Raw genomic sequence first — 23,830 nt, forward strand, 5'->3', positions numbered from 1 at the left:
TTGGAGAATTTATTTTCATGCGCTATGATACCCGTAACTGCTTTTTGACGCTACCGTTCCCTCGCATTCTATGTCGATAAATGCCCAATTGATGTCAGCTGATGACTGTTATTTAAAAACATCCCGTATTGATATCTGGGAATTTCCACTGGATAAAGCTTTTGATCGGGCAAATTCTTTGCTCGATGAAACCGAATTAACCCGAGCGAATCGTTATCATTTTGACCGTCATAAACGCCGTTTCACGATTGCGCGAGCCAGCTTACGTCTTATTCTAGGTCGCTATCTTCATCAAGAAGGCCATCATTTGACTTTTAACTACAGCCAACATGGTAAGCCCCAAGTCAATCATGACCTGGCAATTCAATTTAATCTGAGCCATTCAGGTGAGCTTGCCTTATTAGCCGTAGGAAATCAATTTCCTCTCGGCATCGATTTGGAGTTTTTTTCAGCAAGACCTTATGATGGTATTGCTGAAAGTTTATTTTCAGAGCAAGAATTGCAAATTTTCTTAAAACTACCGAATTATTTAAAGCCCCAGGTTTTTTTTCATATTTGGTCTCAAAAAGAAGCGTTTATCAAGGCCATTGGTTTAGGCCTCAGTTACCCTACTAAACTGTTTTCTGTTCCTGTTTTTGCTAAGGAGGCTGAACTCATTACTGATTCTATCCATAATTGTCAATGGATAATGCGTTCCTTCATGCCTAAAGTAGCCTTAAGCGCCGCTCTTTGCCATCATCCTGGGATTAAAGAATTAAGGTATATTCGGCTTGATAATCCTGCTGTGCTTTTTTAATAATAATTCAGTGTCTTATAAGAATTTTTTACTATTGCGATTTAGGGCGCACGTTCGCGTAATTGAACGCCAAAATGCACCCAACTCATATCCAATGAACCATTGCACTTTGTCATCTTAGGTATATACTCAAACTTAGACAAGGACAGTGTACTAGGGATATTTTTATGACAAAGACCAAAATTGATTTAGAGCAAGATGCAGCCGATTTAAAACGCAGTTGGGGGTGGTTACTCGCTCTGGGTATTTTATTCGTTATATTAGGTTGTATTGGCCTAGGGATGGTTGTTGGTTTAACCCTTGCCAGCATGCTTTTCCTCGGTATCCTCCTCATTATTGCCGGATGTTCACAATTCGTAGATGTTTTTAAAGCCAAAAAATGGGGCGCTGTTGCCTGGCATGCCCTAATTGCCGCCTTATATATCATCGGTGGCGGGTTAGTTATTTATGATCCTTTCTTAGCCTCGATTTTGATTACAGCCTTATTGGGTAGTGTATTAATTATCATTGGCGTTACTCGCTTTATTATGGCATTAAAACTTAAGGGCTCATCAGGATGGGGTTGGCTATTGCTGGCGGGAATTGTCGCCATTGTTTTAGGGGTAATGATCCTGATGAAATGGCCTATCAGCGGATTATGGGTTATCGGATTATTTATTGCCATTGAAATGATCGTCGACGGTTGGACCTATATCTTTCTAGCGCTTGGAATTCGTCGTAGTTAATTGTCTGCCAGAGTTAGAAAAAGCGAAGCCATGCAGATTGGGAGGGCGACCCAATCTGCCCAACTGAATAGACGATCAAGGCCCTCACTTCGCCAGTGAAGCCCTATCCCTTCAAGCAAATTGTGCTTAAAATAAGCATAGTTTTTCACTTCCTTTATTGAAGGATTAGGCAATTGAATATCAAGACGAGACAATTTAGTAAGACACAGTTAGAACTGATTCATCAACTTTCTGATGGTCATTGTCACAGTGGTAAATTGATCGCTGAAAAACTGGGCGTATCACGCACAGCAGTTTGGAAACACATCACCCAATTGGCAGAATTTGGTTTAGCTATTCACCGTATTCCGCAACATGGCTATCAATTAACCCAACCCTTGGTTCCACTTGATGAACAATTAATCCATCAACATTTAAAAAGTAAGCGATTTAGTAAAAAAGCCAATATTCATCTTTTTGCGGCAGTCGATTCTACGAATCAATTTTTAAAAGAATTATCCCCTACGTCTTCAATTGATATTTGCTGCGCTGAGAAACAAACACGAGGGCGTGGGCGTTTTGGGCGAGAGTGGTATTCACCCTTTGGCGAAAATATTTATTTTTCCGGTCGCTGGGATTTGAACTGCTGCTTATCTCGTCTATCCGGATTAAGTCTTGTAGTCGGCCTTGCAATCTTAGCCAGCTTGCAAGCGATTCATATTAGCCAGAATATTCGCATAAAATGGCCAAATGATCTGATGTGGGGTAACAAAAAACTGTGCGGTATTCTTATAGAAGTGATTGCTGAAACGAATAGCTGTGCCCAAGTGATCATTGGCATTGGAATGAATGTGAATACTGCAACTCAAGAACACCCCCTTCCCGACAAGCCTTGGTGTTCTTTGTACGAAATAACAGGTCAGCGCTTCGATCGCAATCTTATTTTAGCCAACCTCATCTACTACTTAGATCAGTATTTAAATCAATTTTTAGTTGCTGGATTTGGTGCATTCACCGCTGATTGGCAAAAAGTTGATTATTTACAAGGGCAATTTATTCAGGTTTCACAACCTACCGGTAGAATCAGCGGTTATGCTTGTGGTGTTAATGAATTAGGCCTGTTATGCCTTAAAGACGATGAAGGAAAACTGCATTACCTTTCTTCTGGAGATACTTCATTGAGACTATAATTGGCAGTTGCTTGTCATTCTCTGAGTTTAAAGGACTGGAAAGTATTGTATGGCGGGGGCTAGCGTTTTAGATTCTAAAACTTGATGGAAAATTTGGGGGTCTTAAAACTTTGAAGGTTTGTCCCGAGCTAAGAACCTCCTGTCTACTCGGGACTGGACGACTGCGAATGAATCCGGTTGTTATACAGTCTCTTCTGTTGTGCCTGGCGCTTCTTTTTCTTGTTGAATTCTTAGGTAAATTTCTTCACGGTGTACTGAAACGTCTTTTGGTGCGTTAATGCCTAATCGCACTTGATTTCCTTTCACCCCCAAAACAGTGATATTTACATCATCACCAATAATCAATGTTTCGCCGATACGGCGAGTTAAAATCAACATATCAATCTCCCTTCTACATAACAGTTACCCTCTAAATCCATAGAAGACTTCCATGGCGCTTCAGGCAACTACACTTTGTGTAAAACACAACCAAAAATTTACTTCTCGATCATAATTTTACACAACCATTCTTAACAAAATATTAACTTGGCCCTTTTTTTAAAATTTTAAGGGCTTGAAAATACAAAATTACTCTTTTTGTCCTGCTTTAAACTTCAAAGCCAAGAAGATTAGCGGAAGGTAAGCAATCAGCAAACCCAAACCACCATCGATAAAATCAAGCCCAACTGCTATTGCTATAGGTAATAACCAAAGTATGTTAATGACTAAAGTCCCTAATGTCACAAGCAAATGGTTACCATAATAGCGTGAGGCATGTTGATAGGCGTGGCTGCGGTGTGCTTCAAAAATAATTTCACCACGCATCACCCGACCCAATAATGTTACCGTAGCATCAACAATAAAAACACCCAAAAGTATCATCCAAGCCCAAAAAAAATTTTGATTTAATTTCGTGGACTGGATTGACAAAATTCCCAAAATAAGCCCTAGGAAACCACTTCCAGCATCTCCCATAAATATTCTTGCTGGAGGGAAGTTCCAAAATAAAAATCCAGCAACGGCAAAAGCCAAACCAATGGGTAGGTAGATCGCATTAAGGTTACTTTCGAGGTAATACAATCCCACACCACCAAGACAAACAAATACGGCTTCCGTAGCAGCAATACCATCAATGCCATCCATAAAATTATACAAGTTAAGCAACCAAACTAAATAAAAAATAGCTAGAGTATTAGTAAGCAACTTATTCGATAAAGTCCATGCAAAAAAAGGGATTTCTGGCATACCTCCAAGCAGGTATAACGCACAGCCGCTCGCTGCAAAATGACTTAACAATCGCCATTTTGCGGGAATGCTGTATCGATCATCTAAAAACCCGACAGCCGCAATAAGTGAGCCAGGGATCAGCAACGCTGCAGCTAAAGGGCAGCTTATCAAGTTACAATAAAATAACGAGATCACTGTTAATAAAAAACAAATAACAAAAGATAAACCTCCGCCTCTTGGCGTAGCTATCAGGTGTGAGCTCCGATGATTTGGTACATCAAGCATATTGGTTGCCAATGCGTAACGGCGTAATGCCCATGTCAGAGTGCAAGATAGACTAAAAATTAAAAGGCAATATAACCAAATCATCTTTTCTCCAGCTACTCCAAGCTACTGCGCCGCACCAGAGCCAACAGGCTCTGACTATTTGTGTGAAAAATTGCTGATTATACGCAAATATGACGAACATCTAAAATTTTTATTTTCTTGCTTTAAACGCAGTCTCATAAGTGATATCTTAAGCCCAAAAAATTGATAACAACTAGCATGAAGCAACTAACTGAACTCAAATCTTGGATAGCACTTGAGCAACATTCTGAATCCCTGCGCCTACTCCCGTTTAATGATTTAAAAGAAACCTTTGGTGCCCGGGATAAACTGCTTAAATTACATGCACCTGGCCTGAGCATTGATTTTACCCATCAGCGCATCAATGAAACCACACTTAACTTACTGATTGATTTAGCAAACGAGCGGCATCTAAAAGAAAAAATTAACGATCTCCTCAACGGTATTAAAGTTAATCAAAGTGAGAACAGGCCTGCTCTTCACTCTGCCCTTCGCGCTTCAGATGAAAAATCAATTTGGGTTGATGGGCATAACATCATGCCTGACATCATCGTCACCCGTGAAAAAATGAAGGAAATATCAAACCGTATTAGAGATGGACAGTGGTATGGTCATTCAGGGAAGCCAATTACCGATGTGGTCAACATAGGGATTGGCGGCTCTGACTTTGGTCCCCGATTTTGCATTAGCGCACTCAAGGATTATGTAAAATCTGATTTGGGCTTCCATTTTGTATCAGATGCCGATCCAAGGGCTTTTGAAAACGCAGTTGAAAAGCTTAAGCCAGAAACAACCCTTTTTATCATTTCTTCAAAATCTTTTACCACGACAGAAACTCTCTATAATGCAGAAAAAGCGCTGTCGTGGATAAACAATTATCAGCATTTAGATAAACATTTTATTGCCGTTACGGCTAATGTCGATAAAGCAAAAGAATTTGGCATCCCTACTATTCTGCCAATATGGAACTGGGTAGGCGGGAGGTATTCTCTTTGCTCTGCAATTAACCTCATTACCTGCATTGCCATTGGCTACGACTGCTTTAGTGAACTGCTTGCTGGCGCAAACTCAATGGATGAGCATTTTGCCACAAAGGAATTACATGAAAATATCCCTGTGCTTATAGCGCTCATTGGATTATGGAATATTAATTTCTTACATTGCTCAACTCTCCTTATCCTTGTTTATGCTAAGCAATTAGAGCAATTAGTCCCTTACATCCAGCAACTTGATATGGAAAGCAATGGAAAATCGATTGACAACCATGGACGCTCTGTCAATCATGCTACAGGCCCTATTGTTTGGGGAGGAATAGGTAATCAAGCTCAGCATAGCTATTATCAATTGCTTTGTCAGGGGACTCATAAAGTGGCTGCCGATTTTATTTCAACACTTGAATACCAGGGCGACCTTATTGACTCTTTCTGCAATGCAAAAATGCGTGTTTTAAGCGAAGGTACTAGTTCACATGCTGATCCTAACGGGTATATTCCGGGTGGTATGCCAATTAATCACATTCGTTTGGAATCGTGTTCACCTTTCTGTTTTGGTGCTTTAGTTGCCCTATATGAACACAAAGTTTATGTTCAAAGTGTACTCTGGAATATTAATCCGTTTGATCAACCGGGGGTTGAAAGTGCGAAACGCCAGAAAGCAATATTCGATAAGCAAAAACGCCAGCAAACTTTAGTTACTTCTGAAGTTGAATCAATTTAATTAGCATCTATCTTAGGCGCTTAAGTTTCCTTCTGAGTGAAACATAGAACCTATTGAAAGATTTGGGCTATTGCACCGTATTAACCCAGACCACCGGTATATTTGGAGCAAACGGCCAGATTTTAGTAAGGTCTCGAGGAAACATGCCAAAACAGGGACAGCTAGCTGTCTATCTGACTAGCCTCTATTTTTTTATCAAAATGAGGCAAATATTCACTTTCTGAAAGGGGCTTAGCAATTACATTGCTCCTGATGTTGCCATGCAGGTTGGCTAGCCAAATTTAAAAATGGCGAAACAGGCACCCACTTGAATTGTATTGCAGTCAAGGTAATAAGTAATCCCTAGCTACATCAATGCTTGTAACGCAGAATATCTTTATTCATCATTTTGGGTCTAACATTAGGCGCAAAGCTTCATCCATTGTCACTTCCGGTCTCCAATCAAGGGTTGCGCAAGTTTTGCTGATATCTATCTGAAGCGAACCACATAAACGCTGTAAATCTGCCTTTCGGCACAAAAGATATGCAGCAACGGTCAACAAACCTTGGGGTATCGGTAATAATCGAGCTGGCAACTTCATGATTTGGCTTATTTTTCGCAGTAGATCTGTCGTTGATATATCTTCTCCGTCGCTGACAAGAAAAATTTGATTAGCGGCAGATGGATGATTCATACATCTGACAATAAGACTTAGCAAATTATTGATGGATACGAAGCTGCGTTTATTGTTTATAGCTCCTAAAGGTAAGGGGATACCTTTTTGTAACCATTGAATTAAACGCTGGAAATTTCCCTTTGCCTCAACCCCGTAAATTAAAGGCGGCCGAATGATAACAACCTCCATCTGAGTTTCTTTAGCTATGCGCAACAACCCTTGCTCCGCTTCATATTTGGAAATGGCATAAGGATTACTGGGGTTTGGCAAATCATTAGCCGAGAATAGCTGATTACGGGTGGTTTCATTTCCATTTACGCCGATTGAGCTAATAAAAATGAAGCGTTTAATACCATGTTGTGCCGCTTGCCATGCTAGATTTAATGTTCCTTCCGTGTTGACTTTCCTAAATTCACTTAAAGGATCTTGTGCAGTCTCATGCAACACATGGGCGCGCCCAGCCATATGAACAATGACCTCACAACCTTTAAGGACGGGATTCCAATCGGTGTTCCCTGAGATATGAATGGGAGAGAAAATAGCGATGCGCGGATGAGTAAATTGTTCTCCTCCCGATCGCAATGCTAATTTTAAAGAACATTCAGTTTCGTTAATAAGCCGCTTAACTAATTGCTGCCCGACAAAACCTGTAGCGCCAGTTAGAATTATTTGTCCATTTATCATATAAAATTTTCCTTTGCTTTCAATGAATTGAAGCTGAAGGGGACAACTCCATGCCCCCTAGTTTCTGAGTAAACTTTTTATGCACATTGGCATATGAAAAAGGTTTCTCAACGAAGTGATAGGACAAATAGGCCACGACAATTGTTATTGCTAGTGCGATGACCATACTAGGCCAAAAACGCTGGGTAAGTAAATTAATCACCATTTGTTGGATTGGAAAAGCATAGATATAGATACCATAAGAGACATCGAATTTTCCATTGATCAGTTTATCTTGAAACGAAACACCAATAATTATTGTCAACACTGCAAGACTCAAAGTACCTAAAGCCTGCATTTCTGGACGTCCTTGTAAAACAATAAGAAGCACAACCGAAGCCAGGGCTAGATAAACTCTACTTTTGTACCAATGTTCTTGAGTCATAGACATCAGCGCTCCACCTGTAAATGCAATACCAAAGAGAGCTAGATAATTTAAGGGAATTGAATAGAATCCATAATTTTTACCTGTCTTTGTTAAAATCACTGTTACCAGAATACATGACATCAATAGAGGTAGAACTGATCTCCAACTATTCATATAAGAAAGCACTACCCCAATGATAATATAACTGGCAAACTCCACGGGCAAAGTCCATAAGCTACCATTAATCACGTCCTTGCATAAGAAATCAGAGAACACCCCAGGAATTGGTCTGCCTGCGAAAGAGACATACATAATACTTGTCTTAAGTGTCGATAAGCTGAATAAGTAATGGAGGATTGGTTTTGGTGTAAAAATGCCCCCAATCAAATACACCATCAAAAAAGAACAGACAATCAATCCTGGAAAGATCCGTCGGCAGCGTTTTGCCATAAATACCGCAAAATTGCCCGAGCTCGTGAAACTACTGGGCATAAAATAACCAGAAATCGCAAAGAAAATAGCAACAGCAACAAATCCAAGTGTATCCCAATGGAGAAAAATCGGCTCAGGTCGACCTGATAGAGCAAAATGATGGCTAAAAAGCACCAAAAAAGCTGCGAAATGTCTAATCAAATCGAATGAGTTGTTCCTAAATTTCATACATTTTGGTTGGTTATCGAATCTTTATTCAGTAGCACAGAATCATCCTGCTTTTTACTCACGACATCTCGATAAAGCCGCTCGTATTCAGCCACCATCTTATCAGCGGTGAAAAGCGTCCAATAGCGTTCTGCAGCCTTTTCACCCATAGCTGCTGCTTTTTCCGGATTATCCCAAATAAATTGCATTGCATTTCGTAATGCAATCGGATCGCCGGGTGGGACGACAAGTCCTGTCTCCTCATTAATATTGATATAGCTGGTTCCTGTACCAATTTCTGAGGAAATTAAGGACTTACCAAACATTGCCCCTTCAAGAAGGGAAACACCGAAAGCCTCTGAACGTAAATGCGAGGGGAATATAACTGAAAGACATAACCTAAGAAGAGCAATTTTATCTTCCTCGGCCAATCGGCCTAAGAAATGGATATGAGTTAATCCTAACTCTTTTGCCTGGGTTTTTAATTCATCTTCGATAGGCCCTGAGCCTACAATCAAAATAGGGAACGAAGTACCTTGGGCTGCCTCCAATAAAATGTGAAGCCCTTTATAATAACGCATGACACCAACGAAGAGAAAAAATTTATCCCCATAAAGATCACGCCAGTATGCTATGCGTTCATCGGTTGTTATAGCGTAATTTGTCTTATTTAAACCGATTGGAATAACAGTAACTTTTTCCCGATATTTTTGCAGTACAGGGCTGGTGGAAAAATAATTCGGAGAGGTGGCCACAATGGTGTCTATTGATTTTAAAAAATGATGCATTAATGGTCGATAGAAATGAAATAAAATTTTTTGCCGGACAATATCAGAATGATACGTTAAAATAGAAGGCTTTTTGATTCTTGAAAACAAATGTAAAACATCCGCAAAAGGCCAGGGGAAATGGTAATGGATCACGTCAACTTGCTGAGCTATTTTGCGAAAATCCCTCAGTAGCGAAAAGGAAATACTGTTCGAGGCAACATTCAAACTTTCCTTATAGCGAATTATTTTAATGCCCAGGTACTCCAGCTCTTTTGGCTCAGGATCAGGAGAAAGAGACAAGATAGTATGATGAAAATTGGATTGCTGATTACGGACAATTTGCGCAATTACGCGCTCTACCCCACCAAAAGCATCACCTAGAAATGTCTTATAAACATGGAGAATCTTCATGAGGCCCTAACTAATGGATATCGAATTAATGGTCATCGTTGATGATTGTCATTTTATCTACATTATTGCGCTAAAGTAAACATCTAATCTATGATTCCACAAAGTAGTTCCCACAAGATCTAATAAAAACGCATTGATGAAATTAAGTGGAAATCACGAGCGAACATGCTTCGGACGATACCTTAAAAACAAAAAAATCTTTAAGTTTCTATTTACCTGACAATCATTTAAACTCAGATAAATTCGATACAACGGCAAAAGGTATGCAAAAGGAAATATTGGCATTAACAAGCTTGCGGTTTATTGCTGCCTTTTATGTGTTTTTGTTTCATATCCAACTTTATTTTCCAGTTCTTAAGCATGGTGAATTAGTTCGTTTTTTAAACAACGGTGCCTGCGGAATGAGCTTGTTTTTCATCTTATCAGGTTTCGTGTTAGGCTATCGCTTCCATAATGGTGTCCCAGACTATAAAAAATACGCGTTTGATCGCTTCACTCGCATCTATCCCGCCTATTTTTTGGCAGCTCTGGTCACCATACCTTGGTTAATCTCCACTTTATCATTAGAGGACTCACTTCAGACTTTACGTTATATCTATGTCATTTTTGCTAATATCTTTATGATCCAAGCATGGATGCCACAACTTTTTACCATCTGGAACAATGGGGGAAGTTGGTCCCTTTGTTCAGAAATGTTTTTTTACGCCCTATTCCCTTTCATCATTCACCATTTAAAAAAATTAAAAAATAAACAACTTGTTATTGCCCTATGTATTTTATATGTGACATCCTCTTTGCCCGGAATTTCATTACTGCTATTTAATCCAGTTCCAAATAATATCGTGTTCTATTCCATTCCAATATTTCGGGTTTCTGAATTTATTATTGGCGTTATTTGTGGTCTTCTTTTTACTCGAGGCATTCGTGTAGCCCATCCTAGCGCCTGCACCATTTTTTGTCTAACCCAGTTATACCTTTATTTTGTTTGGGGACCTAAGCATGGCCATATTGCAATCGCACAAAATTTTATTACAGTACCCTTAACTACTATACTCATTTTCAGCCTTGCTTCCATTAACTCAGGTCGATTATATCGCTTTATGGTAGGTCGAAGTTTCGTCTACTTAGGGCGCATCAGTTACTCATTCTACTCCTTCCAAGTTTTGATCTTACTAATAATTGTAACCAATTATCACTCCATTGGTTACAAATATCCGCTCCTTGCTAATCATGTTATTTTGGCAACGGTTGCATTCCTATTGCTTATTATTATTTCCGCAATATCACATCATTTTGTTGAAATTAAATTTAGAAATTATTTAAATAAAAAATTCATGGATAAAAAGGAAATCATCTCTGGGTCTGAGTTGTCGTTACCTCAGTGAATCTCGCTATGCTAAAATTAAGCAAATAGCGAAGAAAGGGAATTTCAATGAAAATTTATTTAGTGCAACATGGAGCCTGTTTAGAAAAGACAATTAATCCCGAACAAGCTCTTAGCGCAGAAGGCAAACAAGCAGTTGATAACCTTTGCCAATTTCTCTCTTTCCTTAAACTAGAAGTCCACTCTCTATGGCACAGCGAGAAATTAAGAGCCAAACAAACAGCCGAAGCTTTAGTGGCAGGTCTTATTTTTAAAGGAAAAATTGAGTCAAGAAAAGGACTAGCTCCTATGGATGCAGTTGAGCCAATTGAAAAAATCCTAAAACAATTAAATCAGGATATTGTGTTAGTGGGGCACATGCCCTTTATGGGTAAACTTGTAGCTAAGTTGGTTGTTAATGATGAAAACCAAAACCTTGTCTCTTTTGTTCCAGGAACCATGGTGTGTCTTGAGCAGGATGAAGACCATGCATGGCACATTCAGTGGATGATAAATCCAAACGTAGTGAATAAAACAATGCTGCGTTGCTCTTAGCGTTGTAACCAAGATCAACACTAAAAACTCTATCCAAATCAAAACACAGATTCCCGCTTACGCGGGAATAACTAATAACTTTCAGTACTTATGGAGCTGGAATCTCTGCTCTCAATAATTGTCCCCACTGCTCTATTAAATCCTTAAGTGGGTGGACGTCAGTGCTTTTATGATTACGCAACATAATGGGCTCTTTATGAGCCAAAACATCTGAATGAGCAATAATCGCATCCAGCATGTAATGCGCAGGTTTTGCCGTCGAAGGATCTACTTTAGCTCGGTTAAATGGATCCTCAAATTTTCCATCTTTTATCAATCTGGATACGGTTTCACGATTATAAACTCGCTTATTTATCTCAATGGGATCAGCGAGAGGCTCCATGGAAATAGGGTCGCAACACTCCTGTGGAAGTTTATCATCCAATTCTGCTGCAACTTTTTTAGCTTTATCGCTCAGAGTCGCATTTGGCTTTGGTATATGAGCTAGAGGATCGGTAGATTCCTGAACATGAGGCCGCGAACTTGGTCTTGGTATGGGGCTTTGAAATCCTCCAAAATGAAAATCAGCCCGTGAGATCGATTCAGCAAAGGGGGCACGACGATTTGCAATGTGGAAATGATTCTCCAACAACATTTCCAATACCAAGAAACGACTCATGCGTGCAGCTAATAACTCCATTTGGGCTTGTGCACTGTTCAGATTGTTATAGTGAGAGATAAATGGCGTCCTGGATACTCTCGCATCATTTTTGGCTGCTTCAAAAACATCGAAAAGATTATTGACGTTAGCTCGAAATGGATTGAATCTCATTCGCGGAGATAATTCTATGATGACAATTATCATAAAGCCTCATTAATATGCATAGTTTACAAATTCGTTCATTATACTATAAAATCGCGCAACAGTTTGCTTTATTTTTTTTGAAACAACTATGCCCTACATTATTAACCTTTCCACTATTCACGCCTATTCTATCGATGAAACGGTGTCTGCGTTTGCCAAGATTTGTAACAAATACAGCCGGGGATGCCTACAATGTACACCACACTTTTTCCGGAATGGAACAAATTATCTGTGGGTAATGGCACAGTATAAATGGCATTATAAGTCGCTGATTGAACCATATAAACTAGGTCGAATCTCTACTGAACAGTTTTTGGATAATTTGGCTCAAATTTTTTATTTTTTAAACGGGATGGATATCGATAGGAGAAACAACTTACTCCGTGAAGCATGGAATGCAAGCATTCAAATGAATGAAATGACTCGCGAGAGATTTGTACAGGTAATGGAAATGGCTAAAACAGAACCGGTCTATTTAATTTCTAATACCAATGAGCTCAACATTCAAGCTGTTTTAGATTGCTTCAGACAAAACTTCCCCGAACTGTCTTTTAACGAAAGAATTGACACCAATATCAAAGACGACAAAAATCCAGTTGAAATTTTGCCGAATGTCTTTTTATGTTTATCTTATCGCTATAAAGCGTTTAAAACTGAATACCCAACTACTGGAAATCTGCTTGAAGAATTGATACAACACACTGGTAGACATGTTACCGTGGTTAGTCAGTACGAGAACGACTTGAAAAAAGCAAGTGAACTTGGAGTAACAGAAACACACAAGGCGCAAGACTTCTTTGGACGTTATTACTCCATGGAAGCCACTCCTTTAATATAATTAGCTTATAATAGGCTCGACTATTCGAATAGGGATATCAGAATGAAGAAAGTTGCCTTAATTGGATTAGGTAAAATGGGATCAGCCCTCGGCAAAAAACTACTTGAAGCTGGGTTTGATCTCACGGTGTACAACCGCACTCCATCACGGATGCAACCTTTTTTGCAGATGGGTGCAAAAGGTGCTGATTCCGTTAAAGAAGTGGCCATGGCTGCTGATGTAGTATTGACCTCGCTTTTTGATGACGACTCAGTGTTTGATGTGGTTTGCGGTCCTGAAGGTTTGTTGGCAGGATTAAAACAAAACGCGATTCATATTAGCACCTCGACAATCTTACCGGCCACGTCAAAAAAGTTAACCGAACTGCACCGTGATAAAAACACCATTTATGTTGCAGCTAATGTCCTAGGCATCCCGAAAGTGGCTGACAAAGGAGAATTGACTACGATTGTGGCTGGTGACCCTAATGCGGTTAAATTGTGTACGCCCCTCTTCAATGCTTATTCAAAAACAATACTCAATATCGGCCAACAACCTTATAAAGCCAATGTTATGAAGATTTGCATGAATTATTTTCTAGCGACTTCCATCGAATGTATGGCCGAGGTCTATACCTTTGCAGAAAAAAATGACTTAGAAGCTGAGCACATAAATAAAATGTTCCATACGGTTTTTGCCCACCCCGCCTATCAGCTTTATGCAGTTAAAATAAAAGATCGCGACTTTGATCAAGTAAATTTTTCCCTAAGGGGTGGTTTGAAAGATCTCCAACTCTTTCAAAAGGCATTCTTGCAGGAGCAAATAGTACCCGATCTGGCTAATATTTTGGTGAATAAATTTATCATCGCCTTGGCGCATGGTATGGAGAATAAAGATTGGAGTGCAGTGAGCAATGTTACACGTCAATTGGCCGGTTTAGAGTGACGGAAGTACTCAATATCGATATAATACGTGCAATTTAAACTTAAAATAAACATCATGTTATCTGCCAAGAAATTTTTATCCTCTCTCCTCATCACGATCGGTTTATGCAACTCTTCGTTTTCAGAAATCCCGAATCGCCACCTCACTTCAATTGATAAAAAACTAGCGAAACTTGAATCATCCTCAGGCGGAAGAATTGGTGTCTACGCGATCAACACAACGAATAACACCCATCTAGAATATCGTGCAGACGAACGCTTTCCAATGGGTTGCACCTCTAAAGTCATGGGTGTTGCAGCTGTCCTTAAAAAAAGCATGAAGGACAATTTACTCCTATCAAAGAAAGTGACTTACACTAAAAATGATTTAACAAACTGGAATCCAATTACTGAAAAAAATCTGGACACAGGGATGAGTGTTAAAGAATTATGCGCCGCAGCCATCAGTTATAGTGACAATACTGCGATGAACCTTTTGCTCAAACAGTTAGGTGGGCTAGAAGGTATGAACGCTTTTGCACGTACAATTGATGATGATTCATTTCGTCAAACCCATGGTTGGCCAGGGGAAGCAATGTCAGGCGGTCAAAACAATACCGATGACAGCTCTACACCAGCAGCGATGGCAACCAGCTTAAAAAAACTGGCATTCACTGATGCTTTAGCTAAACCTCAGCGTGAGTTATTACTTACGTGGTTGAAAGCGAATACAACAGGCGATGCTCGTATTCGAGCTGGTGTACCCAAAGGTTGGTTAGTTGGAGACAAAACGGGAACTGGCTACTTCTATGGAACGACCAATGATATTGCTATCATTTGGCCTCCAAAATGCGATCCAATTGTTATGGCAGTTTATTACACTTCAAACAACAAAAACGCCTCCAAACGGGAAGACATTGTTGCATCAACGACTCGAATAATACTCGATGAGTTAGCCCAAAAGGACGAATGTATTCGAAGCCAAGTTACTCTGTAATAGATCAGGTTCGCCATGTTGGATTTGGCACAAAAAGTCGGATTTGAGTGTAGGTTGTGATAAAATACAGCAAAAGCAGCATGGCCATCTATGTGAGCAATTCTTGGGCATATTTTCTCGCAAGATGTGCGGAATATAGCCTTTCCTAATAGGGCTGCGCTATTACGGTATGCTAAGCTACTTACGAATACCAGTAAAGCAAAGCAATAAGCAGACAAAGAAAAAGAAAATTTGCTCTTGTAAACGTCTACGGCATTGGAACGCCTGGAGGCTTAAACGGAATAAATCCGATCTTCTTAGTCTTAACCAGCTCTGAATAAAACGACTCTGACTTACACCGACAAGTTCAGCAATCAATAGCGCTTGAGTTAGCCACCAACCATTTTTTATTTTTTTGAAGCGATTAGCATAGGCCTTCAAGCCTAAATTAACTCCTACCTGATTGTTAGCGTGCTGCCTGTAAAGCATCGAAGGTTGATCATCAATATACCACTTAAACCCATTTGCTCTTGCGAACGCATAACAGAACCAATCATGCAAACTCACTTCTTGCAGTAAATCCCATACTTTCATTATGTGTGTTTTTATTGCATTTATTAAGTTAACGCTCATTACATAAGTGCAGCCAGGTCCAGCGGCTTCAAAAATATAGTCCCACCGGCGCTGTGGTTGCGCTTTATTAATTAATAAGCGCTTACCATCTGCCCAGAAAGCGATGACATTCCCTGAATATGCATCATATCCCGACGTGCTCATAATGTGGATGGCTCGAGAAAGCTTATCAAGATACCAATGATCATCCTGATCAGCAAAAGCAACATAATCAAATGACTTGAAATCAACATCACGGATTAGGCGAAAAAAATTTCTTGCAGCTCCGCCAAATTTTTCCCCGTAAGGTAAAACAATAACTCTCGTATCAAGTTCAGATAAATCAAAAAACCAATCTAAACTGCCATCCGTAGATAAATCGACGCTAACAAACAACGTCACACTCACATCCTGTTGATTAAGGATCGTTTCAACCTGTTCTCTTAAATAATGCATACCATTATAGACAGCTAAAAGTACTGCACATTTAGGTAAGCCTCCTCGCGATAAAACCAAAACAAATTGCTCCTACCTACCTTGCGTGAACTGCTGAAATTCGTACAAGTTCCGCAAAAAACCACAAAAAAAACATCATCATTAAAAAGATTAAATTTAACAAAATATAATACTGTGGTGCGAATCCCATAAATAATGCATTGTAAGAGATTTTTATAAAAATTAGAAAAGTAAAAATATTGGGGAATTTCTTAAATAAATAAGAAGCGAGAATAAAGCCAATCAGCATGAAAATGAAAGCCCAAGCAACATAATTGAGTCCACCATAAAGTAAGAAAGGGTAAAATTCCGTCCCCACCGTATATCGCGAAACCAGTGTGGGCGCATAAATATAACTTTCTAAACTTTCTCGGCTAAAAGGAGAGAACTGGCTTATTAAAAAATTTTGATTGATGTAATTTTCTGACGCGATCGTTGCAAAGTTAAAAAGAGGGGTTGTGATATACAAAATAATTTGTTGCAGCAAAGCAGGAAGCGATGCGAATGAGGCTTTGAGAGGATATGCCCCCTCTTGCAATAATGTGCCGGAAGAAGGCACGATGAATGCTGCCCCACTCCTGAAATGGCCAATAAGCGAAAAAATAAACAAGCATGCGAAAGGAATTAAAAAAAATAAAATTTTACTCTTCGTCTTTGTGCGAGTTTTTTGGGAGGTATGATAAACAAGTACTGCACAAAAGAATAAAGAGTAGCCAGAAAGAAAAAAACGATTTCGATCAATGATTACAATAGGAAATAAAATCGCATAACTGATAAAAAGAAACTTTAGCCAAGGCGACTTAAGAAAAATGAAAGCAACAGGAACAAAGATCCAACATAACGTTGTAACATGTCTCACATATCTTCCAATGCCATTGATATCCGCATAAGTCGAAGGATTGAGTAACTTAAAACCATTCACATAAATATCAATAGGTCCGCAAATAATAATAAAAAGGCACAAAGAAAGAATAATAAAGCGGTACCTCGCATGGGATAAGATTCGCCTATAGTAATCTTGTATCTGCATTCTTAAAGGGATTATCCTTAAACTTATCAACACGGGAATCGTAATGATTGAACAGAGAATAGCTAGACTAAAATAATAGTCTTGCGGGACATAGAAAAAGGTAAATAACAAGAAAAGCGCAAAATAAATGGGGAGCAGAAAATAAAAAGAAATTGAATTAATTAATTTTTTCAATTTTGCAGCTCACTTTTCATTTTAAAAAGAGTACTTAAGCATAAATTAAAAAAACAGCTTAGGTATTTTTTCTGTAAAAATTTGATTTTAGCAACCGTTTTATATTTAACCGATATTAAATAGCCTGCCAAAATCTGTCTATCAATATAGCGCTCAATGATAGATAAAAATGTTTTTATGTTCTCAATTCTTCGATGTGGGTTTGTTGTTTTTGAAACATTGGTTGTATGAACTCGATATAAGCTCACAATTTCATTGATAAAAAAGATTGAATCCGGAATTTCTAACAAAGATAAGAACAAATCATAATCTTCAATCCTGCATGATTCATCATAGCGCATATATTGATGATGATTTTTCTTTAGAAGATGAGTAGGACCAGCGACGCACCAGTGTTGGATAATTTCTTTGGGTAAAGCTTGAGGCTCTACCAAACGATTAATCCTACCGCCATGATAAGCAATCGAGCTTGAATGAATGAGTTCACCGCCCGCATCAATGACTTTAGCATCTGCCAACACACAAACTAAATAGGGGCGCAACATAAATTGTTCATAAAGAAGTTGAGTACTACCAGGGACAAGAACATCATCAGAGGCACAAACCCTTAGATACTCTCCTCTGGATAGATCAACCATCCGATTAAGCACAGCACCAATGCCTCTGTTTTCCTGAGACACACAGGATATCGGAAATAAATCACGATTTGCCTCTACCCAAGCTTGAATTACCCATAATGAACGATCCGCGGATCCATCATCGATAATAATGACTTCTGCAGGTACTTTTAATTGCTTTATATCTAAAACAATGCTTTCCAAAAGAAACGGTAAGTAGTCCTCATGGTTATAACTCGGTATTAAATAACTTATGACTGGGAGCATAAAACGAGATCGCTTTCTAGGTTGTTAAAAATAAGAAAATACATCACTATCCAATAAATTAAATAATTCAGTGCATAAGCCCAAGTGGCTGCTTGTAATCCCCAACAATTCGTCATTAACACCACAGTGAAATACAAACTAATTGAAAAGAGTATTTCGGTTAGAATGAAGTACTTTGTCATCGCTTTACTTAACATGGTGTAAGCTAAAACCCAGCTTCCTATTTTTAAGATATCACCAACCGCTTGCCCCAAAAACAATACCCTGGCTGGATAAAATTCCGGACTAAAGAGTAGGTTTATGATCAAATCACGCAACAAATATATGAGCAATGCAGCTAAAGTGACCGCGGGTAAAATAATCTTATAACCCTGCATGATTTCCTTTTTCAATGCCAGGGGATCGTTGAGTTCGGAAAGTCGCGGTAAATAATAAATGCTCAGCGTTGTGGTAATTAATAAAAGATACGCCGCACTAAAGCGCCAGATCGCCTCCCAGTAGCCTGCTGCATCCCACCCAATTGTTACTCCTAGATGATGGCGGATGAATAAATGGCTGACGGGAATGCATACCGCACTGGTCAGAGCCATTAAAGTAAATTTCGCTAAATCCCTGGCAATTTGCTTATCAAACTTGCCAATGACATAAGTTAATCTAAACCATGTGGCGCGAGAACAAATGAAGAGGCTGACAAAGAAAGCAACTGATTGGAATACGGCTAAAGCAACTAACGCACCATAGAGTCCAGAATTAATCACTAATATGCTGGTTATAAGAAGAGCTAGTAAGCTACCCGCAATGTTTGCTGCAACATAGCGCTTGATTTCCTTTTTACCATTCATAATAGCAAGAAAAAGCGCATTAAAAACAAAAAGAAGCAAAGATGCTGCAAACCAGAGAAACACTGATGAGTAAACTTCATCATGCAAAAACCAGGAAGTCAAAGGTTTACGAAATAAAACAATGAGTAAAGAGGTGAATACTGACCCTATGCACGCGATCGTCCCTGCAGTTTGCCAAACTGCACGCTGCTTTTCTTCATCCTGATAATATTCCGCTGTGTACTTAACAACCCCTGAATTAAGTGCACCACTCGCAAACGTGGTAATCATCGTGACTGCATTTTGAAATTGTCCGAGTGCTGCATAACCAGCGGGTCCTACGTAGAGTGCTAGTAACTTATTGATACCCAGCAAACTAAGTATCCTAACCCCTACCGCAATTGCATTGATCAAACTGGTTTTGATTAAGGTCATACCCTAACTCATCTTATTGGTTTAAATGTGTTGCAAGCCTCAATAACACGCTTAACATCAGCAAGAGCAATTGTCGAACCTATGGGTAAACTTAATACCTCCTGATGAATGCGTTCAGTCAATGGATAAGATTGCTGATTATAATTGTCATAAGCCTGTTGTTGATGAGGAGGGATAGGATAGTGAATTAAAGTTTCGATGCCGCAATGCGCTAGGTGCTGCTGCAGCTGTGCACGGTAGGCTGATCGAACCACAAACAAATGCCATACATGTTGTTCTTCTTCGTCCGTAGACGGCAATATAATCGCCGGGTTGTTAATTTCTTGGCGATACCACTTTGCTACCTGTCGGCGATGGTGATTGTGGGCATCCAAGTACTTGAGTTTGACGCTTAGCATTGCAGCTTGTATTTCGTCTAAACGGCTATTGATCCCTTGATGGAGGTTTTTATATTTTTCGTGAGAACCATAATTGCGCAATACACGTAACATTCGAGCTAAATCAGCATCGTCAGTCGTTATCGCTCCTGCATCTCCCAAAGCACCTAAATTTTTACCAGGATAAAAACTAAAGCCGGAAGCATTGCCCCAACTACCTGCTTTGCGTCCATTCCTGCTTGCACCATGAGCTTGGGCAGAATCTTCCAAAACAAGCAATTGATGACGTTGGGCTATATCAAGGATTGCCGGCATATCCGTTAATTGTCCATACAAGTGGACAGGCAAAATCACCCGGGTTTTTGGGGTAATTGCTTTTTCAATCCCTTCCGGGTTTAAATTAAAACTATGCTGTTGCGGTTCAACAAAAATGGGGTGTAGACGATTTTCAGTAATGGCTAAAACACTGGCAATATATGTGTTTGCAGGAACAATGACCTCATCTCCTTCTTTGAGTAGCTTGAGTTCCTTCCACGCCCGTAAAGTCAGAGTCAGTGCATCTAGCCCGTTACCCACACCAATGCAGTGCTCAGTATTGCAATAATCGGCAAAGGCTTTTTCGAAATCATCGAGAGCAGAACCCATAATGTACCACCCCGAATCGATTACCTTTGTGCAAGCCGCAATCAGCTCTTCGCGCATCGCATGATTTACATTTTTTAGATTAAGGAAAGAAACCCTTTCGTCTGATGAAGGATGGCTTAACACGCTATTATCCATGGAGGATAGCCCTTCTCTTAAATAGCCCGATGGCCTCATTGATTCACCCTATTCTTAAACTCTTGATAAGAGCGGATATAATCCGATTCATTGTATTCTTCACTAGCAAACACCGCTAAAACACAGTCAGGACTAAAATCATGCATTTCTCGCCAAACCATGCTCTCGATGGGTAAGCCCTTGGTTGGTGAATCTAACCAAAACTCTTGTCTATTTGTACCATCGTCAAGAACCAGACGGCAGCGCCCAGCAACACAAACAGCAAGCTGCTGCAAATTTTTATGCGCATGAAATCCACGGCTTACATCCGCCTTTGTATTAAAAATATAGTAAGCTCGTTTTAAATTAAAGGGGATATTGGAGCCTTGCTCCATGACAATTAAGCTCCCCCTTGAATCACCTATCACTTCGATGTCAATTAATCCGCTAATTTTCGCACCTTTGCGGTAAGGCAATTTAGCAATGTTATCCATGCAAGGCGCATTGGCGTCTTTTGCATTTAAAATGATCCCTTCTGTTAATGATGGCCAATTAATGCCTAAACTTGGGTCATTCCAACGAAGGCAACCTTCTGATTCCTTGTGATAAAAATCGGTTGTTTTATACAAAAAATGAGTATCATCTTCGAGTGCCAGGAAACCATGCGCAAATCCTGGAGGAATCCAGACCATCTTTTTATTGCTGGCACTCAATTCATGGCCTACCCAACGTCCAAGGGTTGGGGAACCTTCACGGATATCAACAACAACATCATAAACCGCACCTTGGATAACCCTGACCAGTTTTCCCTGAGTATAGGGAGGCAGTTGGTAATGAAGCCCGCGTAATACCCCTTTTCGCGAAAAAGAGTGATTATCTTGAACAAATTGGGTTGGTGTAGCTAAATTCAGGCGTTTTAGTTCGCTACAAAATCGCTTTTCGTTAAAGCTTTCTAAAAACCAACCTCGCTCGTCTTCGAATACGGTAGGCTCAACAACAACGATATCAGGAATATCGGTCTGAGTTAATTTCATAATTCACTCTCTTCCCTTTGTGAAAGATAGGTATCTTCATTACGCATTCTCTAGAATTTCCTTGATTACTCTAACCACTCCGTACTCCCAATGAGGTAGCTGCAAAGAAAAAGTATCAATTAATTTCGTTGTTGCTAGTCGTGAATTAAGCGGACGCTTTGCCGCTGTTATATAATCACTGCTTGGAATAGGAAAAATTTGTTTAACTAGACATTGCTGCCCAAGGGCTGATGCCGTATTGACTATCAAATTCGCATAATCATACCAAGAAACCTCGCCATGAGAAGCCATGTGATATAATCCGCTGACTTCAGGATTTTTCACGGCTGTGCGTAAAGCATGTGCAGTAAGATCAGCGAGCAGATCTGCTCCAGTGGGGGCTCCAATTTGATCGGCAACCACACTCAGTGTTTCTCGTTCACGAGCAAGGCGTAGTATCGTTTTAACAAAATTATTACCGTGTGCCCCATAAACCCAGCTTGTGCGAAAAATTAGATGTTTGCATCCAGATGCTTGGATTGCTTGCTCTCCTGCCAATTTGCTTCGACCATAAGAGTTGAGCGGCATGGGTTTGTCACCTTCTTCCCATGGCGTGCATCCACTCCCATCAAACACATAGTCTGTTGAATAATGCACCAACCAAGCACCAAGAGCCGCAACTTCGCGCGCCAGAATCCCAGGAACCTGAGAATTAATTAAACTAGCCAATTCGGTTTCAGTTTCAGCCTTGTCAACTGCAGTATAACCTGCTGCATTTACGACAACATCCGGAGCCAAAGCACGCACAGTTTGAACAAGGTTAGATACCTTAGTTAAGTCCCCACAAAAAGGGACGTTCGCGTGGCGATCAAGGGCAATCACTTCACCCAGTGGAGATAAAGCCCGTTGCAACTCCCAACCCAATTGGCCAGACTTCCCAAGGAGAAGAATTTTTTTCATCAATCGTGAATCTCCATCGATGTGGCCAGACGCACCGACCTACTTTTGCTCAGAATAGCAATCAGGATCCATGTTTAAAAATAAGCAAAAACGCTTTGCGTGTGAGCGCGCCCATTATCCCTAAAATTAACCCTGCGCAGAGCGATAATAATAAAACCAATTTTTTGCGCGGTGCGATAGGAGATTCCGGTTTCATCACTTCACCATCCTGCTTAAACATGAGCACATTGCTAGAATTGATTGTCACTTTTTTATAAAAATCAAATCGTGATTGAGTCTCACGCAGTTTGAGTTCCTTTGGTGCAAAAGCATCAGAAGAACCTCTATTTTCGATGTTATTTAATTCAGCCTGCAACGCAACACTTCCCCGCAGATACATCATGCTTGGATTATTCATAACCTCAGCGTCAGTGATTATTCCAGTGGGGACATTCCCCCCTTTCACGCCAATCGCATGTGCCACTTTGATTGCTTCTTTTAATTGTTGGATTCGGTCAAGGCGTTGGGCATTTGCAACTTCTCTGATTGAATCAATCCGATCGCGCAGATTGCGCAATACACTAGTACGCTGGCGCTTATCGTCAGTCATTACTTCTTCAAGTGCCTTTTGTTTGGCTAAATCAATATACTTTGTCAGCCATTTTGCATCTTGTTCTGGGGAAACACCCCGCATTGCAACAATATAAGTTGAAGGTGGCGAATCGAATACGCTCGATATGGGTTTAATTTCTTTAATAATTAATGAATTGGAAAAAACAGAATATAAGTTAGCCGTGTCTTTCTCTTTCCAGGAGGGTAAAAAGACAGTGTTAAAAAATAGCCTTTTTGTGGATTCAGCTTGCAACGCTTTTGTGAAAATGGCGTAAACCTCTTTGACCTGGTAAGGCTTTAGCAGTGAATTCTTTGCTAATGAGCGGCCCTGATTCAAAGTCGCAATATCCCCTTGCGAAGGTGGAGAAATGATGGTTGCGGCCTCATAGATGGGGTTACTCATTAAAAGATAAGCTAGCCCGAGAAATAAGCAGAACGCGGTACTCAATAAAATCAGTACCTTTTGTTTCCAAAGCGTGTGCAAGAAATCGATTAAATTCATTTCATGGTGAATAGATGCTTCCTTTAACTGCTGCACTTCTTCCTCCTCGTACACAATTGATCAAATGAGACCAAGACGCTGGATAATACCTTATTTTGTACAAAAACTAAATTAGCCGTTTTTTAAGCCCCAAAAATGAGCAAACAACTTTTTTAAATAACTCTTTTTCCCTG

Annotated in this window: 22 protein-coding genes and 1 pseudogene; 9 read left to right on the forward strand and 14 right to left on the reverse strand. The window is 39.8% G+C overall.

What is annotated here, in order from left to right:
• Positions 1 to 91: 91 nt before the first annotated feature.
• The 3 genes from LMI_RS09810 to LMI_RS09820 all read left to right on the forward strand — a co-directional run bounded on the left by LMI_RS09810 (position 92) and on the right by LMI_RS09820 (position 2,690).
• A complete protein-coding gene (locus tag LMI_RS09810; RefSeq protein WP_231852131.1) occupies positions 92 to 796 on the forward strand; it encodes a 4'-phosphopantetheinyl transferase family protein in 705 nt (234 codons plus the stop codon).
• A gap of 167 nt (positions 797 to 963) precedes the next feature.
• Positions 964 to 1,521 (forward strand): HdeD family acid-resistance protein, encoded by a 558-nt coding sequence (locus tag LMI_RS09815; RefSeq protein WP_045099643.1) that lies wholly within the window; start codon positions 964 to 966, stop codon positions 1,519 to 1,521.
• A 173-nt stretch (positions 1,522 to 1,694) separates the two neighbouring features.
• Positions 1,695 to 2,690, forward strand: coding sequence for a biotin--[acetyl-CoA-carboxylase] ligase (locus LMI_RS09820; protein WP_217423684.1), 996 nt, complete (start codon positions 1,695 to 1,697; stop codon positions 2,688 to 2,690).
• A 180-nt stretch (positions 2,691 to 2,870) separates the two neighbouring features.
• Here the strand turns inward: LMI_RS09820 and csrA are convergent, their stop codons facing one another.
• Positions 2,871 to 3,068, reverse strand: coding sequence for a carbon storage regulator CsrA (gene csrA / locus LMI_RS09825; RefSeq protein WP_045099644.1), 198 nt, complete (start codon positions 3,066 to 3,068; stop codon positions 2,871 to 2,873).
• A 189-nt stretch (positions 3,069 to 3,257) separates the two neighbouring features.
• Positions 3,258 to 4,265, reverse strand: a complete 1,008-nt coding sequence (locus tag LMI_RS09830) for an MraY family glycosyltransferase (RefSeq protein ID WP_045099645.1) — start codon at positions 4,263 to 4,265, stop codon at positions 3,258 to 3,260.
• A 177-nt stretch (positions 4,266 to 4,442) separates the two neighbouring features.
• On the opposite strand from LMI_RS09830, the gene pgi reads away from it, so the two are divergent.
• Positions 4,443 to 5,960 carry a glucose-6-phosphate isomerase gene (pgi, locus tag LMI_RS09835; protein ID WP_064102999.1) on the forward strand — a complete coding sequence of 506 codons (1,518 nt, stop codon included), beginning with the start codon at positions 4,443 to 4,445 and terminating at the stop codon, positions 5,958 to 5,960.
• 383 nt (positions 5,961 to 6,343) lie between these two features.
• Here the strand turns inward: pgi and LMI_RS09840 are convergent, their stop codons facing one another.
• Genes LMI_RS09840 through LMI_RS09850 form a run of 3 tightly spaced genes read right to left on the reverse strand, consistent with a single transcriptional unit; the run spans position 6,344 to position 9,526 of the window.
• A complete protein-coding gene (locus tag LMI_RS09840) occupies positions 6,344 to 7,300 on the reverse strand; it encodes a UDP-glucose 4-epimerase family protein (RefSeq protein WP_045099646.1) in 957 nt (318 codons plus the stop codon).
• 19 nt (positions 7,301 to 7,319) lie between these two features.
• Complete coding sequence (locus LMI_RS09845) at positions 7,320 to 8,366, reverse strand: acyltransferase family protein (RefSeq protein ID WP_045099647.1); 1,047 nt, start codon at positions 8,364 to 8,366, stop codon at positions 7,320 to 7,322.
• Positions 8,363 to 9,526: a glycosyltransferase family 4 protein gene (locus tag LMI_RS09850; RefSeq protein ID WP_045099648.1), complete on the reverse strand. Its 1,164-nt coding sequence runs from the start codon at positions 9,524 to 9,526 to the stop codon at positions 8,363 to 8,365. The genes LMI_RS09845 and LMI_RS09850 overlap by 4 nt, the downstream gene beginning before the upstream one ends.
• 146 nt (positions 9,527 to 9,672) lie before the next feature.
• Between LMI_RS09850 and LMI_RS09855 the strand changes: the two genes are divergently transcribed.
• Both LMI_RS09855 and sixA read left to right on the forward strand, forming a co-directional pair.
• Complete coding sequence (locus LMI_RS09855; protein WP_045099649.1) at positions 9,673 to 10,911, forward strand: acyltransferase family protein; 1,239 nt, start codon at positions 9,673 to 9,675, stop codon at positions 10,909 to 10,911.
• A gap of 47 nt (positions 10,912 to 10,958) precedes the next feature.
• Positions 10,959 to 11,444, forward strand: coding sequence for a phosphohistidine phosphatase SixA (gene sixA / locus LMI_RS09860; RefSeq protein ID WP_045099650.1), 486 nt, complete (start codon positions 10,959 to 10,961; stop codon positions 11,442 to 11,444).
• Positions 11,445 to 11,532: 88 nt separating this feature from the next.
• On the opposite strand, the gene LMI_RS09865 is transcribed toward sixA, so the two are convergent.
• Positions 11,533 to 12,288, reverse strand: coding sequence for a U-box domain-containing protein (locus tag LMI_RS09865; RefSeq protein WP_045099651.1), 756 nt, complete (start codon positions 12,286 to 12,288; stop codon positions 11,533 to 11,535).
• Between the two features lie 88 nt (positions 12,289 to 12,376).
• Here LMI_RS09865 and LMI_RS09870 point away from each other — a divergent pair, with 88 nt between their 5' ends.
• From LMI_RS09870 to bla, 3 genes and pseudogenes are all read left to right on the forward strand, one after another.
• Complete coding sequence (locus LMI_RS09870; protein ID WP_045099652.1) at positions 12,377 to 13,126, forward strand: hypothetical protein; 750 nt, start codon at positions 12,377 to 12,379, stop codon at positions 13,124 to 13,126.
• 27 nt (positions 13,127 to 13,153) lie between these two features.
• A pseudogene (locus tag LMI_RS15765) lies at positions 13,154 to 14,050 on the forward strand (NAD(P)-dependent oxidoreductase); the annotation flags it as partial.
• A 54-nt stretch (positions 14,051 to 14,104) separates the two neighbouring features.
• Positions 14,105 to 15,025 (forward strand): class A beta-lactamase, encoded by a 921-nt coding sequence (gene bla, locus LMI_RS09880; RefSeq protein WP_045100698.1) that lies wholly within the window; start codon positions 14,105 to 14,107, stop codon positions 15,023 to 15,025.
• A 177-nt stretch (positions 15,026 to 15,202) separates the two neighbouring features.
• On the opposite strand, the gene LMI_RS09885 is transcribed toward bla, so the two are convergent.
• The 8 genes from LMI_RS09885 to LMI_RS09920 form a co-directional block, all read right to left on the reverse strand.
• Positions 15,203 to 16,132, reverse strand: coding sequence for a glycosyltransferase (locus tag LMI_RS09885; protein ID WP_197540460.1), 930 nt, complete (start codon positions 16,130 to 16,132; stop codon positions 15,203 to 15,205).
• Between the two features lie 16 nt (positions 16,133 to 16,148).
• Positions 16,149 to 17,315 (reverse strand): oligosaccharide repeat unit polymerase, encoded by a 1,167-nt coding sequence (locus tag LMI_RS09890; RefSeq protein WP_045099653.1) that lies wholly within the window; start codon positions 17,313 to 17,315, stop codon positions 16,149 to 16,151.
• On the reverse strand, positions 17,312 to 18,199 hold the full coding sequence (locus LMI_RS09895) for a glycosyltransferase family 2 protein (protein WP_045099654.1): 888 nt from the start codon (positions 18,197 to 18,199) through the stop codon (positions 17,312 to 17,314). The genes LMI_RS09890 and LMI_RS09895 overlap by 4 nt, the downstream gene beginning before the upstream one ends.
• On the reverse strand, positions 18,184 to 19,455 hold the full coding sequence (locus LMI_RS09900; protein WP_045099655.1) for an O-antigen translocase: 1,272 nt from the start codon (positions 19,453 to 19,455) through the stop codon (positions 18,184 to 18,186). Before LMI_RS09900 ends, LMI_RS09895 begins: the two co-directional genes overlap by 16 nt.
• 8 nt (positions 19,456 to 19,463) lie before the next feature.
• The gene (locus LMI_RS09905) at positions 19,464 to 20,612 is read right to left on the reverse strand and encodes a DegT/DnrJ/EryC1/StrS family aminotransferase (RefSeq protein WP_045100700.1); all 1,149 of its coding nucleotides are present in this window, start codon (positions 20,610 to 20,612) and stop codon (positions 19,464 to 19,466) included.
• A gap of 35 nt (positions 20,613 to 20,647) precedes the next feature.
• The gene (rfbC, locus tag LMI_RS15820; protein WP_045099656.1) at positions 20,648 to 21,625 is read right to left on the reverse strand and encodes a dTDP-4-dehydrorhamnose 3,5-epimerase; all 978 of its coding nucleotides are present in this window, start codon (positions 21,623 to 21,625) and stop codon (positions 20,648 to 20,650) included.
• A 39-nt stretch (positions 21,626 to 21,664) separates the two neighbouring features.
• Positions 21,665 to 22,564, reverse strand: coding sequence for a dTDP-4-dehydrorhamnose reductase (gene rfbD, locus LMI_RS09915; protein WP_045099657.1), 900 nt, complete (start codon positions 22,562 to 22,564; stop codon positions 21,665 to 21,667).
• Positions 22,565 to 22,625: 61 nt separating this feature from the next.
• Positions 22,626 to 23,693 carry an LPS O-antigen chain length determinant protein WzzB gene (locus LMI_RS09920; protein ID WP_045099658.1) on the reverse strand — a complete coding sequence of 356 codons (1,068 nt, stop codon included), beginning with the start codon at positions 23,691 to 23,693 and terminating at the stop codon, positions 22,626 to 22,628.
• Positions 23,694 to 23,830 lie beyond the last annotated feature (137 nt).

The organism is Legionella micdadei (assembly GCF_000953635.1).
In the GTDB taxonomy this organism is placed as follows: domain Bacteria; phylum Pseudomonadota; class Gammaproteobacteria; order Legionellales; family Legionellaceae; genus Tatlockia; species Tatlockia micdadei.

Coding starts and splice junctions, on each gene's coding strand:
- LMI_RS09830 (WP_045099645.1), bottom strand. CDS start 4,265: ATGATTTGGTTATATTGCCTTTTAATTTTTAGTCTATCTTGCACTCTG.
- LMI_RS09850 (WP_045099648.1), bottom strand. CDS start 9,526: ATGAAGATTCTCCATGTTTATAAGACATTTCTAGGTGATGCTTTTGGT.
- LMI_RS09900 (WP_045099655.1), bottom strand. CDS start 19,455: ATGACCTTAATCAAAACCAGTTTGATCAATGCAATTGCGGTAGGGGTT.
- sixA (WP_045099650.1), top strand. CDS start 10,959: ATGAAAATTTATTTAGTGCAACATGGAGCCTGTTTAGAAAAGACAATT.
- LMI_RS09815 (WP_045099643.1), top strand. CDS start 964: ATGACAAAGACCAAAATTGATTTAGAGCAAGATGCAGCCGATTTAAAA.
- csrA (WP_045099644.1), bottom strand. CDS start 3,068: ATGTTGATTTTAACTCGCCGTATCGGCGAAACATTGATTATTGGTGAT.
- LMI_RS09845 (WP_045099647.1), bottom strand. CDS start 8,366: ATGAAATTTAGGAACAACTCATTCGATTTGATTAGACATTTCGCAGCT.
- bla (WP_045100698.1), top strand. CDS start 14,105: ATGTTATCTGCCAAGAAATTTTTATCCTCTCTCCTCATCACGATCGGT.
- LMI_RS09895 (WP_045099654.1), bottom strand. CDS start 18,199: ATGCTCCCAGTCATAAGTTATTTAATACCGAGTTATAACCATGAGGAC.
- LMI_RS09865 (WP_045099651.1), bottom strand. CDS start 12,288: ATGATAATTGTCATCATAGAATTATCTCCGCGAATGAGATTCAATCCA.
- LMI_RS09905 (WP_045100700.1), bottom strand. CDS start 20,612: ATGGATAATAGCGTGTTAAGCCATCCTTCATCAGACGAAAGGGTTTCT.
- LMI_RS09870 (WP_045099652.1), top strand. CDS start 12,377: ATGCCCTACATTATTAACCTTTCCACTATTCACGCCTATTCTATCGAT.
- LMI_RS09840 (WP_045099646.1), bottom strand. CDS start 7,300: ATGATAAATGGACAAATAATTCTAACTGGCGCTACAGGTTTTGTCGGG.
- rfbD (WP_045099657.1), bottom strand. CDS start 22,564: ATGAAAAAAATTCTTCTCCTTGGGAAGTCTGGCCAATTGGGTTGGGAG.
- rfbC (WP_045099656.1), bottom strand. CDS start 21,625: ATGAAATTAACTCAGACCGATATTCCTGATATCGTTGTTGTTGAGCCT.
- pgi (WP_064102999.1), top strand. CDS start 4,443: ATGAAGCAACTAACTGAACTCAAATCTTGGATAGCACTTGAGCAACAT.
- LMI_RS09810 (WP_231852131.1), top strand. CDS start 92: ATGTCAGCTGATGACTGTTATTTAAAAACATCCCGTATTGATATCTGG.